Origin of the sequence: Janthinobacterium sp. Mn2066, assembly GCF_049319705.1 — a bacterium.
GTDB lineage: Bacteria > Pseudomonadota > Gammaproteobacteria > Burkholderiales > Burkholderiaceae_D > Janthinobacterium.
In genome coordinates this window covers 210,573-225,564 of record NZ_JBMOUF010000012.1, presented here as the reverse complement: position 1 = coordinate 225,564, position 14,992 = coordinate 210,573, and the positions used below count along the sequence as shown (strand labels likewise).

Sequence of the window (14,992 nt, the reverse complement as noted above, 5' to 3'; positions counted from 1 at the left end):
GCGGCGACCGCCTCGGTCAACGCCGCCAACAATTCGGGCCCGGTGTATAACAACAATACCAGCGGCACGTCGTACGGCTTCCAGGTCGAAACCTGGTTTTAAGTACCCTGGCGCATCCTGATGGATGCGCTTTTCGGCGTCGTCCCGTGATATGAATTATTATGCAACTTTGTCATGGGCGGCGCCAGCTTTCGACTGATGCGCCTGCCCGTTTGTGTGCGGACAGGCGCGCAAGAGCGCCGATACAGGCGCATTTTTCACCTTGTTCGGCCTGCTGTGCCGAAGCCCCTAAAAGCTTGATCAAAAAAGGAATGTGGAGATGAAACTGAAATTCAAGATCACCCAACTGGCAGCACTGACCACCCTGGCATTCGCCGGCAGCGCGTTCGCGACCGATGTCGAAGTGCTGCACTACTGGACCTCGGGCGGCGAAGCCAAGTCCGTCGGTCAGCTGCAACAGATCGTCAAGGAAAGCGGCTTCGGCTGGAAAGACTTCGCCGTGGCTGGCGGCGCTGGCGAAAACGCCGCGACCGCGCTGAAAACCCGCGTCATTTCCGGCAATCCTCCGACCGCCGCCCAGATCAAGGGTCCATCGATCCAGGAATGGGGCGCTGAAGGCGTGCTGGCCAATATCGACGATGCCGCCATTCCAGGCAAATGGGATAGCGTGCTGCCGAAAGTGGTCGCCGACATCATGAAATACAAAGGCCATTATGTCGCCGCACCGGTCAACGTCCACCGCGTCAACTGGATGTGGGTCAACCCGGAAGTGCTGAAAAAAGCCGGCGTGACCAGCACCCCGACCACCTGGCCAGCCTTCTTCGAAGCGGCTGACAAGGTCAAGAAATCGGGCGGCATCGCGATTGCCCACGGCGGCCAGCCATGGCAGGACGCGACCGTGTTTGAATCGGTCGCGCTGGGCGTGGGCGGCACCGAATTCTACAAAAAAGCCATCCTGAAGCTGGATCAGAAGGAACTGACCGGCCCGACCATGATCAAGGTGTTCGACACCCTGGGCAAGGTCAAGACCTACATCGACAAGGATGCGCCAGGCCGCGACTGGAACCTGGCCACCGCCATGGTCATCAACAACAAGGCAGCTTTCCAGTTCATGGGCGACTGGGCCAAGGGCGAATTCACCGCCGCCGGCAAAGTGCCGGGCAAGGATTACCAGTGCGTCGCCGCACCGGGTACCGACAAGGCCTACACCTTCAACATCGACTCGTTTGCCATGTTCACGCAAAAGGATGCGAATGCGAAGAAAGGGCAGATCGCCCTGGCCAACGCCATCATGAATCCGAAGTTCCAGTCGATCTTCAACTTGAACAAGGGTTCCATCCCGGTGCGTTCGGGCGTCTCGCGTGACAAGTTCGATGCCTGCGCCATCAAGTCGATGGACGACATGGATGCGACCAACAAGACCGGCGCGCTGGTGCCATCGTTCGCCCACGGCATGGCCTTGCCATCGGCCACCCAGGGCGCGATCTTCGACGTGATCGCCAAGTTCATGAACACCAACATGAGCTCGAAAGACGCGGTTGCCGAACTGGCCAAAGCGGCAAAAGTGAAGTAATCACGACGGCGCCGGCCTGACCGCCGGCGCTTTCTGCATCACCGCAGGCTATCGCCGGGCGCCTGCCAGCGCGATAGCCACACGCAGTTCTACTTCTACGGCTGTCTTATGTCCCTACGCAAGCATTTTGACCGATGGATACCACAGATGGTGCTGGGCCCGACGCTCATCGCCAGCCTGATATTCGTCTATGGTTTCATTATTTTGACCGGTTGGCTGTCGCTGACCGAATCGCGGCTGATGCCGAACTACGAGTTCGCCGGCCTGCTGCAATACTACGAACTGTTCGGCAATGAGCGCTGGTGGACCTCGCTCAAGAACCTGGGCATCTTCGGTCTCCTGTTCATCGGTTGCAGCATCGTGATCGGCCTGTTCCTGGCCATCCTGCTGGACCAGAAAATCCGCGCCGAAGGCGCGCTGCGCGCCATCTATCTGTATCCGATGGCGCTGTCCTTCATCGTCACCGGTACCGCCTGGAAGTGGATGCTGAACCCCAGCCTGGGGCTGGAAAAAGTCATGCACGACTGGGGCTGGACCTCGTTCACCTTCGACTGGCTGGTCAATTCCGACATGGCCATCTACACGGTGGTGATCGCCGGCGTGTGGCAATCGTCAGGCTTCGTGATGGCGCTGTTCCTGGCCGGCCTGCGCGGCATCGACGATGAAATCATCAAGGCGGCGCAGGTCGATGGCGCATCCTTGCCGACCATTTACTGGCGCATCGTGATCCCGGCCATGCGGCCCGTGTTCTTCAGCGTGCTGCTGATCCTGGCGCATATCGCCATCAAGAGTTTTGACCTGGTCATCGCATTGACGGCCGGCGGACCTGGCAACTCGTCTTCCGTACCCGCCATCTTCATGTACCAGTTTTCCTTCACCCGTGGCCAGCTGGGCCTGGGCTCGGCATCGGCCATGATGATGCTGGCCACCATCGTGGCCGTGCTGGTGCCGCTGATGTACCTGGAAACGCGCAGCGCAAAGGCAATGAGATGACATCTACACGCACTAACAACCGACTCACCCTGGGACGGGTGGTTTTATACCTGCTGCTGGTTTTGTTCGCGGTGTACTACATCGTGCCGCTGTACGTAACCTTGTCGACGTCGTTCAAGTCGCTCGATGAAATCCGTAGCGGCAACCTGCTGGCCTTGCCGCAGGTATGGCAATTCGATTCCTGGGCCAAGGCCTGGGATTCCGCCTGCACCGGCGTGACCTGCGACGGCATGCAGCCGTTCTTCTGGAACTCGATCAAGATGGTGATTCCCGCCGTGCTGATCTCGACCTTCCTGGGCGCCTTCAACGGCTATGTGTTCGCACACTGGCGTTTCCGTGGTTCCGAAGTGCTGTTCGCCGGCTTGCTGGTAGGCTGCTTCATCCCGTTCCAGGTGGTGATCCTGCCGATGGCCCAGTTGCTGGGCAGCTTCGGCCTGGCCAATACTACCACCGGCCTGGTGTTCGTGCACGTGGTGTACGGCACGGCCTTCACCACCTTGTTCTTCCGTAACTACTACATCGGCGTGCCGGAAGAATTGATCAAGGCGGCCCGTATCGACGGCGCCGGCTTCTTCCTGATCTTCCGCAAGATCGTGCTGCCGATCTCGGGTCCGATTTTCGTCGTCTGCATCATCTGGCAGTTCACGCAGATCTGGAACGACTTCCTGTTCGGTATCGTCTTCGCCAGCGGCGATTCGCAGCCGATCACGGTGGGCTTGAACAACCTGGTCAACACGTCCACGGGCGTGAAGGAATACAACGTCAACATGGCGGCCGCGGTGATTGCCGCGCTGCCTACCCTGCTGGTCTACCTGGTCGCAGGCCGTTATTTTGTGCGCGGCCTGACCGCGGGCGCAGTCAAAGGTTAAGGAAATACTACATGTCCAGTTTATCGATACGCAGCATCCGCAAGGTGTACACCAATGGCGTCGAAGTCTTGAAAGGCATCGACATCGAAATCAAGGATGGCCAGTTCCTGATCCTCGTCGGCGGCTCCGGCTCCGGCAAATCGACCCTGCTCAATATGGTGGCAGGCCTGGAAAGCGTCACCTCGGGCGAGATCCTGATCGACGGCAAGGTCGTCAATGACTTGCCACCGAAGGACCGCGACATCGCCATGGTGTTCCAGTCCTACGCCCTGTATCCATCGATGACGGTGCGCGAGAATATCGCCTTCGGCCTGAACGTGAAGAAGGTACCCAAGCACGAGCAGGAAGAAATCGTCGCCCGCGTCGCCGAAACCCTGCAGATCACGCACTTGCTGGACCGCCGTCCGGCGCAACTGTCGGGCGGCCAGCGCCAGCGCGTGGCCATGGGCCGCGCCATTTCGCGCAAGCCTTCGCTGTTCCTGTTCGACGAACCGCTGTCGAACCTGGACGCCAAGCTGCGCGTGGAGATGCGTGCCGAAATCAAGCGCCTGCATCAGCGCTTGAAGGCCACCATCGTCTACGTCACGCATGACCAGATCGAAGCGATGACCATGGGCGATTTGATCGCCGTGATGAAGGATGGCGTGGTGCAGCAACTGGGCACGCCGCAGGAAATCTATGACAATCCGGCCAATCTGTTTGTGGCAGGCTTCATCGGTTCGCCATCGATGAACTTCATCACGGTGAAACCCGTGATCCAAGGCAGCGAGGTGTTTGTCGGCATCGAGAATGCAGGCCAGAACCTGCGCCTGACACTGCCGTTCGAGGCCGAGAAGCTGCGTGCCTATGCGGGCCGCGAGGTGATCCTGGGCGTGCGCCCGGAACAGATTACCGACACCAGCAGCGCGCATGGCGACGTGGGCCAAGAACTGAGCTGCCTGGTCGACCTGGTCGAGCCGACCGGTCCCGATACCTTGCTGACGACGCGTTTGAATGGCGCCGCCGTGACCTGCCGCACGCACCCGCGCGAGGCCGTCAAGCCGGGTCAGGCGATGCAGCTGTCGTTCAACCTGTCCAAGGCTGCCTTGTTTGATCCTGCGAATGGCGAACGTATCGCCTGAAGCTGCCGGTAGCCCCATTAAAAAGCCCGCTTATCGCAACGATAAGCGGGCTTTTTTGCGTAGCAGCGCCGGGCTTTATTTTGCCAGCGATTTTTTATAGGCGATGGCGTAGGTCAGCTTGCCGGTCGGCGTGACCAGGTCGTCCAGCGCCGCCTGGTTGAAGACGCCGCTCCAGCCCAGGCTGGCGGCCGTCATGCCGCCGCTGACGATATCGGTCTTTTGCAGCGCCACCATGGCTTTCGAGGCCGTTGTAATGGTAGCCATATAGCTCGTCACGTCGCTGGTGTCGACTTTCGACATGTCGACCACGGGCTTGTTGCGCAGCCAGTCGCCCCAGTAAAACTCGAGGAATTCCGTCGATGGCGTCGGCACGATGTAGCCGGCGTCGCGCGTGAAGTACACCAGCGAGCGATACGGGTCGTTGCCCAGCGATTTCAGGCCGATGGCGGCCGGCAGCTGGCTGGTGGCGATCGCCTTGTTGCTGCCATCCTTCAGCCAGACCTTGTTGGCCTTCTTCATCTGCGTCCAGAAATCGTATTCATTGAGCTTGCTGAAGTTGTCGGTCACCTTGACCCAGACTTTGAGCTGGTGGTTCTGGCCATTGTCGGCATCCCAGAAGCTGGTGAAGGTATGGTGGCCATCGGTCAGGTACAGGGTGCCGTTCGGGCCGATGACGACCGTCTTCATGTCGCCGGGGCTGCTGCCTACTGGCGACTTGCACTGGAAGCTGGCGGGCGGGTTGGACAGGGTGGCGCCGGCCACGTTGGCCGTTTTGGTCAGCACGTCGCTCTGGCCGTTCGCTTCGCACAGGTCGGCGAATTTTTTCGGCTTGTTGGTCTTGGCCATGACCAGGTCTTCCGCGCCATAGCGGCCCAGCTTGTAGTAAATCTGGTCGTAGCCGATGGCCGGCTGCGTCGGGTGCAATTCATCGAGCGACACTTGCAGGAAGACGGGCGCGGCGTCGGTGCCGGCCGCCGTGGCAGCCAGGGTCTGCTGGCGGGCGTTCAGTACCGGTGGCGTTTCCAGCACGCTCTTGCCGGTGGCGACAGGCGCGCCGCCGCCAACGATCTGCGCCACGATGCTGCCGCTGGCATTGAGAATATCGATGTCGGCGCCATTCTGCTTGACTTGCACATTGTCCAGCAGGATGTCGGCCGGGTCTTTGCTGCTCGGGGTCAATGGACCGTTGACGAAATCATAGTTGGCCGCCATGCCCAGGGTTTGCAGTGGCGCCGCCAGCGCCGTAGCCAGCTGGGTTTGCGCCGTTTTCAGCTTGCCTGCATCGATCGCGGCCAGGGTGGCGGCCGGTGCGGCGGTTGGCGTGGCGCCCAGCAATTGCATGGCGATCACGGAGGTCAGCGGCGTCAGGTTGATGTTTTTTTCAGTCAGCGATACCGAGTACAGGGTGGTGCCGTCTGGCGTCGTGCCGGTGATCAGGAACGGCGCTTTCGCCGTGGCGCTGATGGCCACGTTGATCTTGCCGCTGGCATCGGTTGCGCTGAAGCCGACCCTGGTCTGGGTGGCGTCGTACACATTGACGACGCTGCCGGCCAGCGCCTTGCCGGTGGCGGCCACGATACTGACGATGCGTGCCGATGCGACGGGATCAGCTGCGGCGCCTGGCGTGTCGCTGCCGCCGCAAGCTGTCAGTCCGGTGCCCAGCGCCAGGGCCAGAGAAATCGATAAGGTCGTGCGGCGCAAGGCGCTGTGAGGCTGGAACATGGTTCTCCCGTTGTTGTCGGCATAAAAGTGCCGGTATGCTAACGGGGAAATATGTCGGCTTGATGACATGCGAAAACTGCCAATATTGCAATTTGTATTTGCGATGGCCGTCAATCTGGCGTGGCCGCGCCTTCATCTCGACTCCGATCTGCCCTGGCCATACGGACTAGCCTTTCATAACGGAGGGCGATGCAGTGGGCGGATCACTTGCGTCGCCTCAGAGTAGAGGCCGGTTCCCCATTCATTTCGCTACGATGTCCGTGCTCGCCAATCAGGCGTTGGACACTTTGAAATGGATGGAATACAACATGCTGACAACACAAACCCGGCAATTTATCGATCAATGGAACGCCATTTCCACCGAGGTGGGAATGGCCTTGGTGAACCAGGAGGACGCTGGCGCGATGGCGGCAGTGCGCACGGCGTACAACACGGTGCTGGCGCAAAACCTGCCGCCACAGGATGTCACGGTGGAAGCGGTCACGCTGGGTGGCGTGCCCGGTTTGTTGATCACCCCGGCGCACCTGGCCAGCGACGCCGTGGCCGTGTATATCCACGGCGGCGCGTATCTGGTGGGCGACCCGTCGTCATATCTTGGCATAGGCGGCAACTATGCCAAGGCGCTGGGGAGCAGGGTGTACCTGCCGGCGTACCGGCTGGCGCCTGAACATCCTTTTCCGGCCGCGATAGACGACACGTTGCAGTTTTACGCGGGCTTGCTGGCGTCCGGTATCGCTGCCCATAAAATCGTGCTGATCGGCGAGTCGGCCGGTGGCGCGCTGACGGTGACGGCCATGGTGGCGGCCAGGGAGCAAGGCTTGCCGCTGCCGGCCGCTGGCGTGGCGATTTCGCCTTGGGCCAATTTGCAGCATACGGGGGCCTCGATGGTCACGCGTGATGGCATCGATCCGACCGTCTCAAAGGCAGGGCTCGATATCATGGCGGGCTTTTTCCTGGGCGGTGCGCCAGCCGATGCGCCGCTGGCGTCGCCCGTGTTTGCCGACGTCAAGGGGCTGCCGCCGATCATGATACAGATCGGCGAATCCGAAGTCATGCTCAGCGACGCCTTGCGCCTGGCGACGCATCTTGCCGAAAGCGGCGTGCGGGTGACCCTGGAGTCCTGGCCAGGCATGTTCCACGCCTGGCATTTCGTCGCGGCGCACCAGCCCGAATCGCAGGCGGCGCTACACAGCAGCGTGGCCTTTATCGCCAGCGCGCTCGAGGCTGCCGCTATTGCCTGACAGAGCGGCCCGCGCGGAAATCAGCGCAAGGTATCGTCGGTAGGGATGATGCGCACGTCATGCATCTGGTTCAAGTACGCTTCCAGATAGGCTTTATGCGAAGCGCCGACGATGACCAGGGTACGGATGCCAGGGCGCGGCGTCATCATTTCGCGGATATTGGCGGCCATGCGCAAGTTACGTACTTCCCAATAGGCCACGTATTGTCGGCCGTAATGCTTGGGCGACGATTCTTCCAGCGCGGCGCCGAAGTCGCTGCGGAACGTCAGGTCGGCCATGCCGTGCTGGTTCAGGATGCGGTACATGGACAATACGCCAGATGGTGTCGTCAATTGCTTGTTCGCTTCCATGCCCAGTCGTTGGCGTTCCGCCGAGGCTGGATTATTCCAGGCTTTCATGACGGCTTCGTTGGAAGCTTTCTGATCACCTGGATCAGCATCAGGCATATCCGCCGTATGGTCGTCCATGGAGTAAAGCCGTTCGTGTCCGCTCTTTGCCGCCAGGATGGCAGAGAGCAGCGAGTCTTCACTGCGCCGCTCGCGCAGCTTGTTGAGGATGCTGACCAGGTCGTCATTCAAACCGTCGCCTGCGTGCTGCTCGCCGGCCGGCAGGCGCAGCCATTGCACCAGTGCCGAGGGGCGCTCACCGGCGGCCAGGAACAGCGAAGCGAGCTTGCGGCGTTGTGCGGGCGATGGCGATGCAGGCCAGCTAGCGAGCATGCGTTCGGCTTCAACGTTGGCTGAGACCACATCGAGGCCGGTTGCGGCATTGGCCGGGGCAGGGTCCCAGCAATAGGATTTGATACTGCTGCTATAGCGTTGCGGGTAGCTGCGCATATAAGCGCATTGCATCCCGGAGACTGTTTCGATGGCGATGGCTTGCGGCTTCCATTCTGCCAGGCGGTCGATCAAGCCGTTCAGGTTGGCCCCGTCGAATGTTTTCGGCAGTTGTGACAGATGGGCTGTTCCCAACACCATCACTTCATTGATCTGTCCGTTTTGCAGCTTGTATGCGCCGGGATTGAATTCCGCAACAGTGGTGGTGGCTGCAACTGCCTGGCTTGCTGACAGGGCGGAAAAAATAATACTGGCGACAAGACGGCTCATCGATACTCCTGGATTGGTTAGCATTTGATTATAACCATCGCAGGGAGAGGGCGGAGGCTGGCAAGATGTTTACCCAGCCCCTTGTGCTTGCTTACAACAGTTGTTAGCCATCTCCTTCAGCGTGCCAGTCCACGCCGCCAGGCGATGGCGTAGTTCAGCTTGCCTTTCTTGCCCGTCAGGTCATCGAGTTCTTCGCTGTCGACCTTGTCCATCGCGCCCAGGCTGGCGGCGCTCTTGCCATGGCTGACGATGGCGTCCTTGTCGAGCGCCACCATCGCTTGCGCGGCCGCGAGAATGGCCGCGCTGTAGCTGGCCGCGTCACTCAAGCGATAGTCGTCCAGTTTCACCACCTTGCGCAGCCAGTCGGCCCAGTAAAACTCGAGGAATTCCGCCGCTTGCGATGGCGGCTCGTAGCCGATTTCGCGGGTGAAATACACCAGGGCGCGGTAGGGATCATCGCCCAGCGACCCGAGGCCGATGGTGTTTGGCAATTGCTGCGGCGTGACGGGCCGGTTCTTGCCATCCTTGAGCCAGACCTTGTTTTCCTTTTCCATGCGGGCCCAGAACGCCGGTTCGCTGAGCTGGCTGTAATTGTCGCTGACCTTGACCCATACCTTCAGCTGGTGGTTGCGGCCATTGTCGGCATCCCAGAAAGTGGACAGCGTATGGTGGCCATCGGTCAGGTAGAGCTTGCCCTGAGGGCCGATCACCACCGTTTTCATATCGTTGGGGCGGCTGCCGACCGCCGCCTTGCAGCGGTAGCCGGGCGGCGGTGCGCCCAGGGTGGCGCCTGCCACGTTGGCCGTGCCGGGCAATACATCGCCCTGGCCATTGGCTTCGCACAGGTCGGAAAATTTCTTGGGTTTCTCGATCTCGGCGATGTGCTGGTCTTCGGCGGCATAACGGCCCAGCTTGTAATATACCTGGTCGTAGCCGATGGCCGGCTGCGTGGGATGCAGTTCGGCCAGGCTCACTTGCAGGATGCGGGGATGGGCCGCGTTGCCGACCACGGTGGCCATCAGTGCCTGCTGGCGAGCGCTCAGGGGCGTATCGTCGCGGGCGGCTGCCGGCGCCAGCAGGGCCGCCTGGCATGCCAGTGCAAATAGCAGGGTGGAACTTGCTTTTTGGTACATGCTCATGCGGTGCCCCTGTATCAGGTGATCAGTTCAAGAGATCGCTGGGTACGCGTGGTGACGACATCAGGTCACGAAACGCGGCCCAGTGCTGCTCACGCGTGCTGCCCTGGCGCTCGATATAGGCTTTCGCCATGTCTTGCCCCAGATTGTAATTGATCACGTAGGCGCCCATCGCATCGTAGAACTGCAAGCGCTGGGACGATTTTTCAGCCGGATACAAACGCACGTTGACCAGCCATTCCAGCGCCTCTTCACGCGTGAGCGTGCCTTGCAGATACTGGCGTGCGATGTCGTTGTCGGCATAACTGAGTCTGGCCAGCAAGCGGTTCAACTGTGCGTAGCGGGGCGCCAGCGCCGGGTCCAGGCCGGCCAGCGGATACAGCACCTGCTGCTCGAAAGTCAGCCTTTCATCATCCGTGAAACTCAGTTCGATGCCGTAATTGGCCGTGCCTTCGGCGATCAGCGATTGCGGCGAATACAGGGGATAGATGCAGTACTCGACCCAATCCCTGGCGCGCACCAGGTCGCGTTCCAGCAGCACATTGTAGACGTGGTGGCCGGGATACGCTTCGTGGCAACCGAGGTCGACGGCGCGGTCGATATACACGGGCAGATCCGTGTTGATCTGGATCACACTTTGATAGTTGCCCTTGTACCAGTTGTAGCCGCTCCACGGTTTGTCGCTGACGAACTCCAGCACAAAATCTTCTCCCTCGGGCAAGGCGATATGGCGCAAGGTACGCTCGCGCCCGGCGCGGATGGCGGCGTCCATCACGGCGCGCAGCTTGTCTGCGGGAATGATCAACTGCGCGCGGAAAGCGTTGACACGTTCGCTGACGGTGCCTGTTCCTGGCAGCAAGGCGTCGATCTCGGCCACCAGGTTTTCATAATATGCGCGCTCGTGGTGGGGCGAGACGGCGTCGTACAGGCGCGCGCTTTCCTCGTCAAAATTCAAACGTTTGCCTTGCATCATCTCTACTCTGGCCAGCAGCGCCTGCAACTGCTTGTCCAGGTTCAAGGCGCGCAGGGCCAGTTCTTTCGGCAAGCCGGCTGTCGATGGCAGGCGCGCCAGCGCTGCCTGCGCACCCATGGCGATGTCCGCCAGCGTCAGTTGCTGAACGATGGCATCGTCTTGCCAGCCGGGCGGGCCGTAATAGGCGTCGACATAGGAAGCGTCATGCTGGCCCATGGCCAGTACCAGTTTGACGTAGCGTTCAGCCACGTTGGCGATCTCGGCGATTGCGTTCAATGCGGTGTCCTTTGAGGTGGCCAGGGCCATGTGGCGCTGGCGGCGCAGTCAGTATAGAACACTGTGGAACGGGGTAGGGCTTGCCATGCAGATATTGTGCATGAACACCTTGATATGGATCAGCCGTGCACTGCTTTCTCTGCCGTGGCGTGGTATTTGGCCGCAAGATGGGGACTGCATCTGGTTTGATGTATTTTTTCCTTGATGTTTTCTCGTTTATGGACGAATATCGTGTATCAGCTCCGTCATTATCTGAACCACAGTGGCAAGGACATCTATACGGACTGGTTGCGGCGCCAACGCGACAGTACTGCCCGCCTGGCCGTCATCCGGCGTGTCTTGCGCGTTGCGACGGGCAACCTGGGTGATCATCAATTTTGCCGCGATGGCGTCTGGGAATTGCGCATCGATGTGGGGCCCGGTTACCGCGTGTATTATGCGCTGTCCGGTCCACACTTGATTTTATTGCTGTGCGCTGGAGACAAGCGCACGCAAGCACACGATATCGATCAGGCTTGCCTGTACTGGCGGGACTGGAAGGAGAGGGAGCATGAGAGACAGAGGGCATGACGAGGCGATGGCCGAACTCTACCGCGACGATCCCGCATTCGCCGTCGAGCTGATCAACAATATTTTAATGGATGGTGAGCATGCTGAACTGCTGATCGTGCTGCGCCAGCTGACCACCGCCTTTGGCGGCGTGCAGGCGGTGGCGGAAGCAGCGGGGCTCAATTCCACCCAGCTGTACCGCACCTTATCCAGCGAGGGCAATCCCTCGCTCACCACCATCACGGCGATTCTGCGCGCCATGGGTCTGCGCCTGGCCGTGCAGCCGGCGCAGACCCAGGCGGCTTCGGCGGCTTAAAACTCGATGATGCGTTGTTCACGCATGGCTTGCGTCATGGCCAGGCCGATGCGGGTTGCTTCCGTGGCGTCGTGCAGGGTCAGCGACAGCTGGCGCCTGCCCAGCGCGGCGTCCGTGAATTCCTGCGCCTCGATCAAAAAGGCGTCGGCGAAGCGGGCGTAGAAGTCGGGCGTGCATTCATTGCGCACGCCATGCACATCTGCAATATCGACCCGGTTCAGGCGTGGATTGCTGCCGATCGTCAAGCGTCCTTGCGTACCGAATACTTCCGTCAGGGTTTCATGGCCATGCGCCATGGTGCGCGAGGCCATGAAGGTGGCCATGCTGCCATCGGAAAATTCCACCGTGGCCAGGCCATTGTCGACATCGCCATATTCCTGTAAACCCTTGTGGATGGCATTCGTGCCGGTCGCGTAAATACGGCTGGGGATGGGGTTGCCCAGCAGCCAGCGTGCCAGGTCGATATCGTGCACGCTGCAATCGAGGAAAATGCCGCCGCTGGTGGGCGCAAAACGCATGAAGGCGCCGCTGGGGTCGTTCTGGTCGCAGGTTTGCGAACGCACCAGATACGGTTTGCCGATCAGCCCTTGGGCAATTTTTTGCTGCGCGTCATGGTAGCTGGCGTCAAAGCGCCGCACGAAACCGATCATGGTGGCCAGTTGCGGGTGGCGCGCCGCTTCCGCTTCCACCTTCAGGCAATCGGCCAGGTCCAGCGACAGCGGTTTTTCGCAAAACACATGTTTGCCAGCGCGCAGGGCGGCAATGATTTGCTCCGCGTGCAAGGAAGTGGGCGTGACGAGAAAGACGGCGTCCAGGCCCGGGTGGCTTAATAAAGCGTCGTAATCGGTATAGCCGTTGGTGATGCCCAGGGTGCTGGCGGCCCAGTCCAGTTCGGCGGGCACGGGGCTGCAGGCGGCGACCACTTCCGCGTTCGGCACGCGCTGCACCAGGTTGATGGCATGGCGCTGGCCCAGCCTTCCCAGGCCGACTATGCCGATGCGTAATTTTGGTGATGACATGATGTGTCTCCAGTATTTTTGTTTTTAGAGGTTCACCACACGCTGTTCACGCCACGAGATGGTAGCCGCTTCCGCCAGTTCCAGCGCCTTCAGGCCATCGTGCACGGTGGTGCGCAGCGGCGTGCCATTGGTGAGAGCGTCAAAGAAGTGCGCCATTTCCTGGGCGTAAGCCACGCGGTAGCGTTCCAGGAAAAAGTCTTCCGGCTTGTCCTCGCTGACGTGGTCTGCGCCGTAGGCGGTCACTTCGGTCGGCTTGTGGTTGCCGGCCTGTAGCATGCCCTTGCTGCCCAGCACTTCGAAGCGCTGGTCGTAGCCATAGGCGGCGCGGCGCGTGGTATTGATCTGGCACAAGCGGCCCCTGGCCGTGCGGATGGTCACCACGGTGCTGTCCAGGTCGCCCGCTTCGGCAATCGCCGGGTCCACCAGGCAGCTGCCCGTGGCGTGCACGCTGACGGCTTCGTCGTCGAGTATCCAGCGGAAGATATCGAAATCGTGGATCAGCATATCCTTGAAGATGCCGCCCGATACCTTGATATAGCTCACGGGCGGCGGGCCGGGGTCGCGGCTGGTGACGACCAGCATTTCCGGCGTGCCGATTTCGCCGGCCTCGATGCGGCGCTTGACGGCGGCAAAGGTCGGGTCGTAGCGGCGCTGGAAACCCAGCATGCACAGCACGCCAGCTTCCTTGACAGCCGCGGCGCAGGCGCGGGCCCGGTCAATCGTCAGGTCGACCGGTTTTTCGCAAAAGATGGCCTTGCCGGCAGTGGCCGAACGCAGGATCAGGTCGGCGTGCGTGTCGGTGCTGGACGCGATCACCACCGCCTTGATGGCCGGGTCCGCCAGCGCCGTTTCAATGCTGGCGCTGCTGCCGCCATGCTGGGTCGCCAGCGCGGCGGCCGCTTCCGCATTGACGTCAACCACGTACTTGAAGCGGACGCCGGGCTGGGCGGCCAGGTTGGCCGCGTGGATCTTGCCGATACGTCCGGCGCCAAACAATGCTACTTCAATCATCATGTTCTCCTGGGTGATGGATTTCTTCGATGTCGAGCTCTAGTTTGTAGGCCAGCGCGATGAACAGCGCCTGGCACAGGCAGATGGTGCTGGTCAGTGAGCGGAAGGCGAAGGCGCTGCCCTCGGTGACGGTCAACAGCGCATCGGCGCTGCGCGCCAGCGGCGCGAGCTTGCTGTCGGTAATCACCAGGACTTTCGCTCCCTTGTCTTGCGCCAGCTTGATGCACTGCTGGGTTTCCTTGCCGTAAGGCGAGAAACTGATGGCGATCGCCACATCGCGTGGGCGTATGCTGCGCATCTGCTCGCGGTGCATGCCGCCCAGGCCGGAAACCAGGTGGGCGCGCTTGTCCGTGTGTTCGAGGGCGTAGGCGATGTAAGAGGCGATCGGGAATGAGCGGCGCACGCCGATCACATAAATATTTTCTGCTTTTAATAACAGGTTGACGGCCGCTTCCAGCTGCGCGTCATCGAGGCTGGCGCCCAGGTCATCGAGACCGGTGCTGCTGGCGCCGATGAATTCGCGCGTCAGGTCGCCCACGCTCAGGGCTGCGTCGCGGGTGGAAATGAGCTTGCGGATGCGCTGCTGGTAATCGGGCGTGGCGCCGGCCTGGTCGGTGTAGGCCTGGCGGAATACGTCCTGCATTTCGCTGAAACCGGAATAGCCGAAGCGCTGCGCAAAGCGCACGATGGCCGAGGGCTGCACGTCGCAGGCGGCGGCGATGTCGCTGATGCGTTCGAGCATCAGGCTGGCGCGGTGCTTTTCGATGTATTGCGCGATGACTTTCAACTGGCGCGACAGGCTGTCGTATTCGGCGGCGATATGCTGCATCAATTGTTCGATGGGGGCGGTTGCTGCCATGGTTCTTCCTTGTCTGCTTGCGGGGCCGCGATGGATGGTGGGAGGCGGCCGGTTCTGGCGAGAATTATAGGAGTGAATGCTAAAAATAGAAACGATTTTCTATTTAAATTTATTTTGAAAATTTTATTGCATTTGTTTTTTTTGTGGCCTAAGCTGTGCGCAGTGCATCGGTCTTGCCAGCTTGTTTGGGACTGCCGGTGACACGCTATAAAGCTGGCAACTATAAAA

At 60.6% G+C, this 14,992-nt stretch carries 14 protein-coding genes; 7 read left to right on the top strand and 7 right to left on the bottom strand.

Annotated elements, in window-relative coordinates; translation table 11 throughout:
* The first annotated feature begins 319 nt into the window (after positions 1–319).
* The 4 genes from ACL9RI_RS22805 to ACL9RI_RS22790 all read left to right on the top strand — a co-directional run bounded on the left by ACL9RI_RS22805 (position 320) and on the right by ACL9RI_RS22790 (position 4,556).
* A complete protein-coding gene (locus ACL9RI_RS22805) occupies positions 320–1,573 on the top strand; it encodes an ABC transporter substrate-binding protein (RefSeq protein ID WP_422728771.1) in 1,254 nt (417 codons plus the stop codon).
* A 108-nt stretch (positions 1,574–1,681) separates the two neighbouring features.
* Positions 1,682–2,566, top strand: coding sequence for a carbohydrate ABC transporter permease (locus ACL9RI_RS22800; protein ID WP_422728770.1), 885 nt, complete (start codon positions 1,682–1,684; stop codon positions 2,564–2,566).
* Positions 2,563–3,435, top strand: coding sequence for a carbohydrate ABC transporter permease (locus ACL9RI_RS22795; protein WP_422728769.1), 873 nt, complete (start codon positions 2,563–2,565; stop codon positions 3,433–3,435). The genes ACL9RI_RS22800 and ACL9RI_RS22795 overlap by 4 nt, the downstream gene beginning before the upstream one ends.
* A gap of 11 nt (positions 3,436–3,446) precedes the next feature.
* Positions 3,447–4,556: an ABC transporter ATP-binding protein gene (locus ACL9RI_RS22790; protein WP_422728768.1), complete on the top strand. Its 1,110-nt coding sequence runs from the start codon at positions 3,447–3,449 to the stop codon at positions 4,554–4,556.
* Positions 4,557–4,631: 75 nt separating this feature from the next.
* On the opposite strand, the gene ACL9RI_RS22785 is transcribed toward ACL9RI_RS22790, so the two are convergent.
* Complete coding sequence (locus tag ACL9RI_RS22785; RefSeq protein ID WP_422728767.1) at positions 4,632–6,278, bottom strand: ParB/Srx family N-terminal domain-containing protein; 1,647 nt, start codon at positions 6,276–6,278, stop codon at positions 4,632–4,634.
* A 308-nt stretch (positions 6,279–6,586) separates the two neighbouring features.
* Between ACL9RI_RS22785 and ACL9RI_RS22780 the strand changes: the two genes are divergently transcribed.
* A complete protein-coding gene (locus ACL9RI_RS22780; RefSeq protein WP_422728766.1) occupies positions 6,587–7,519 on the top strand; it encodes an alpha/beta hydrolase in 933 nt (310 codons plus the stop codon).
* A 20-nt stretch (positions 7,520–7,539) separates the two neighbouring features.
* Here the strand turns inward: ACL9RI_RS22780 and ACL9RI_RS22775 are convergent, their stop codons facing one another.
* From ACL9RI_RS22775 to ACL9RI_RS22765, 3 genes are all read right to left on the bottom strand, one after another.
* Complete coding sequence (locus tag ACL9RI_RS22775; protein ID WP_422728765.1) at positions 7,540–8,625, bottom strand: DUF5694 domain-containing protein; 1,086 nt, start codon at positions 8,623–8,625, stop codon at positions 7,540–7,542.
* Between the two features lie 116 nt (positions 8,626–8,741).
* A complete protein-coding gene (locus ACL9RI_RS22770) occupies positions 8,742–9,764 on the bottom strand; it encodes a ParB/Srx family N-terminal domain-containing protein (protein ID WP_422728764.1) in 1,023 nt (340 codons plus the stop codon).
* A 22-nt stretch (positions 9,765–9,786) separates the two neighbouring features.
* Positions 9,787–11,010 carry a hypothetical protein gene (locus ACL9RI_RS22765; RefSeq protein ID WP_422728763.1) on the bottom strand — a complete coding sequence of 408 codons (1,224 nt, stop codon included), beginning with the start codon at positions 11,008–11,010 and terminating at the stop codon, positions 9,787–9,789.
* A gap of 231 nt (positions 11,011–11,241) precedes the next feature.
* On the opposite strand from ACL9RI_RS22765, the gene ACL9RI_RS22760 reads away from it, so the two are divergent.
* A complete protein-coding gene (locus ACL9RI_RS22760; RefSeq protein WP_422728762.1) occupies positions 11,242–11,580 on the top strand; it encodes a type II toxin-antitoxin system RelE/ParE family toxin in 339 nt (112 codons plus the stop codon).
* Entirely contained in the window at positions 11,561–11,875 is a 315-nt protein-coding gene (locus tag ACL9RI_RS22755) for a DNA-binding protein (RefSeq protein WP_300759340.1), read from the top strand. The genes ACL9RI_RS22760 and ACL9RI_RS22755 overlap by 20 nt, the downstream gene beginning before the upstream one ends.
* On the opposite strand, the gene ACL9RI_RS22750 is transcribed toward ACL9RI_RS22755, so the two are convergent.
* From ACL9RI_RS22750 to ACL9RI_RS22740, 3 genes are read right to left on the bottom strand one after another with little or no spacing between them, the layout of a single operon-like run.
* Entirely contained in the window at positions 11,872–12,894 is a 1,023-nt protein-coding gene (locus ACL9RI_RS22750; protein ID WP_422728761.1) for a Gfo/Idh/MocA family oxidoreductase, read from the bottom strand. The two genes, ACL9RI_RS22755 and ACL9RI_RS22750, sit on opposite strands and share 4 nt — an antisense overlap.
* A gap of 24 nt (positions 12,895–12,918) precedes the next feature.
* The gene (gene iolG / locus ACL9RI_RS22745; RefSeq protein WP_422728760.1) at positions 12,919–13,905 is read right to left on the bottom strand and encodes an inositol 2-dehydrogenase; all 987 of its coding nucleotides are present in this window, start codon (positions 13,903–13,905) and stop codon (positions 12,919–12,921) included.
* The gene (locus tag ACL9RI_RS22740; protein WP_422728759.1) at positions 13,898–14,764 is read right to left on the bottom strand and encodes a MurR/RpiR family transcriptional regulator; all 867 of its coding nucleotides are present in this window, start codon (positions 14,762–14,764) and stop codon (positions 13,898–13,900) included. The genes iolG and ACL9RI_RS22740 overlap by 8 nt, the downstream gene beginning before the upstream one ends.
* Between the last annotated feature and the right edge of the window lie 228 nt (positions 14,765–14,992).

Bases quoted from the DNA above. Each gene is read 5' to 3' on its own strand.
- ACL9RI_RS22790 (WP_422728768.1), top strand. From the start codon at position 3,447: ATGTCCAGTTTATCGATACGCAGCATCCGCAAGGTGTACACCAATGGC.
- iolG (WP_422728760.1), bottom strand. From the start codon at position 13,905: ATGATTGAAGTAGCATTGTTTGGCGCCGGACGTATCGGCAAGATCCAC.
- ACL9RI_RS22800 (WP_422728770.1), top strand. From the start codon at position 1,682: ATGTCCCTACGCAAGCATTTTGACCGATGGATACCACAGATGGTGCTG.
- ACL9RI_RS22740 (WP_422728759.1), bottom strand. From the start codon at position 14,764: ATGGCAGCAACCGCCCCCATCGAACAATTGATGCAGCATATCGCCGCC.
- ACL9RI_RS22775 (WP_422728765.1), bottom strand. From the start codon at position 8,625: ATGAGCCGTCTTGTCGCCAGTATTATTTTTTCCGCCCTGTCAGCAAGC.
- ACL9RI_RS22755 (WP_300759340.1), top strand. From the start codon at position 11,561: ATGAGAGACAGAGGGCATGACGAGGCGATGGCCGAACTCTACCGCGAC.
- ACL9RI_RS22750 (WP_422728761.1), bottom strand. From the start codon at position 12,894: ATGTCATCACCAAAATTACGCATCGGCATAGTCGGCCTGGGAAGGCTG.
- ACL9RI_RS22770 (WP_422728764.1), bottom strand. From the start codon at position 9,764: ATGAGCATGTACCAAAAAGCAAGTTCCACCCTGCTATTTGCACTGGCA.
- ACL9RI_RS22780 (WP_422728766.1), top strand. From the start codon at position 6,587: ATGCTGACAACACAAACCCGGCAATTTATCGATCAATGGAACGCCATT.
- ACL9RI_RS22785 (WP_422728767.1), bottom strand. From the start codon at position 6,278: ATGTTCCAGCCTCACAGCGCCTTGCGCCGCACGACCTTATCGATTTCT.
- ACL9RI_RS22805 (WP_422728771.1), top strand. From the start codon at position 320: ATGAAACTGAAATTCAAGATCACCCAACTGGCAGCACTGACCACCCTG.
- ACL9RI_RS22795 (WP_422728769.1), top strand. From the start codon at position 2,563: ATGACATCTACACGCACTAACAACCGACTCACCCTGGGACGGGTGGTT.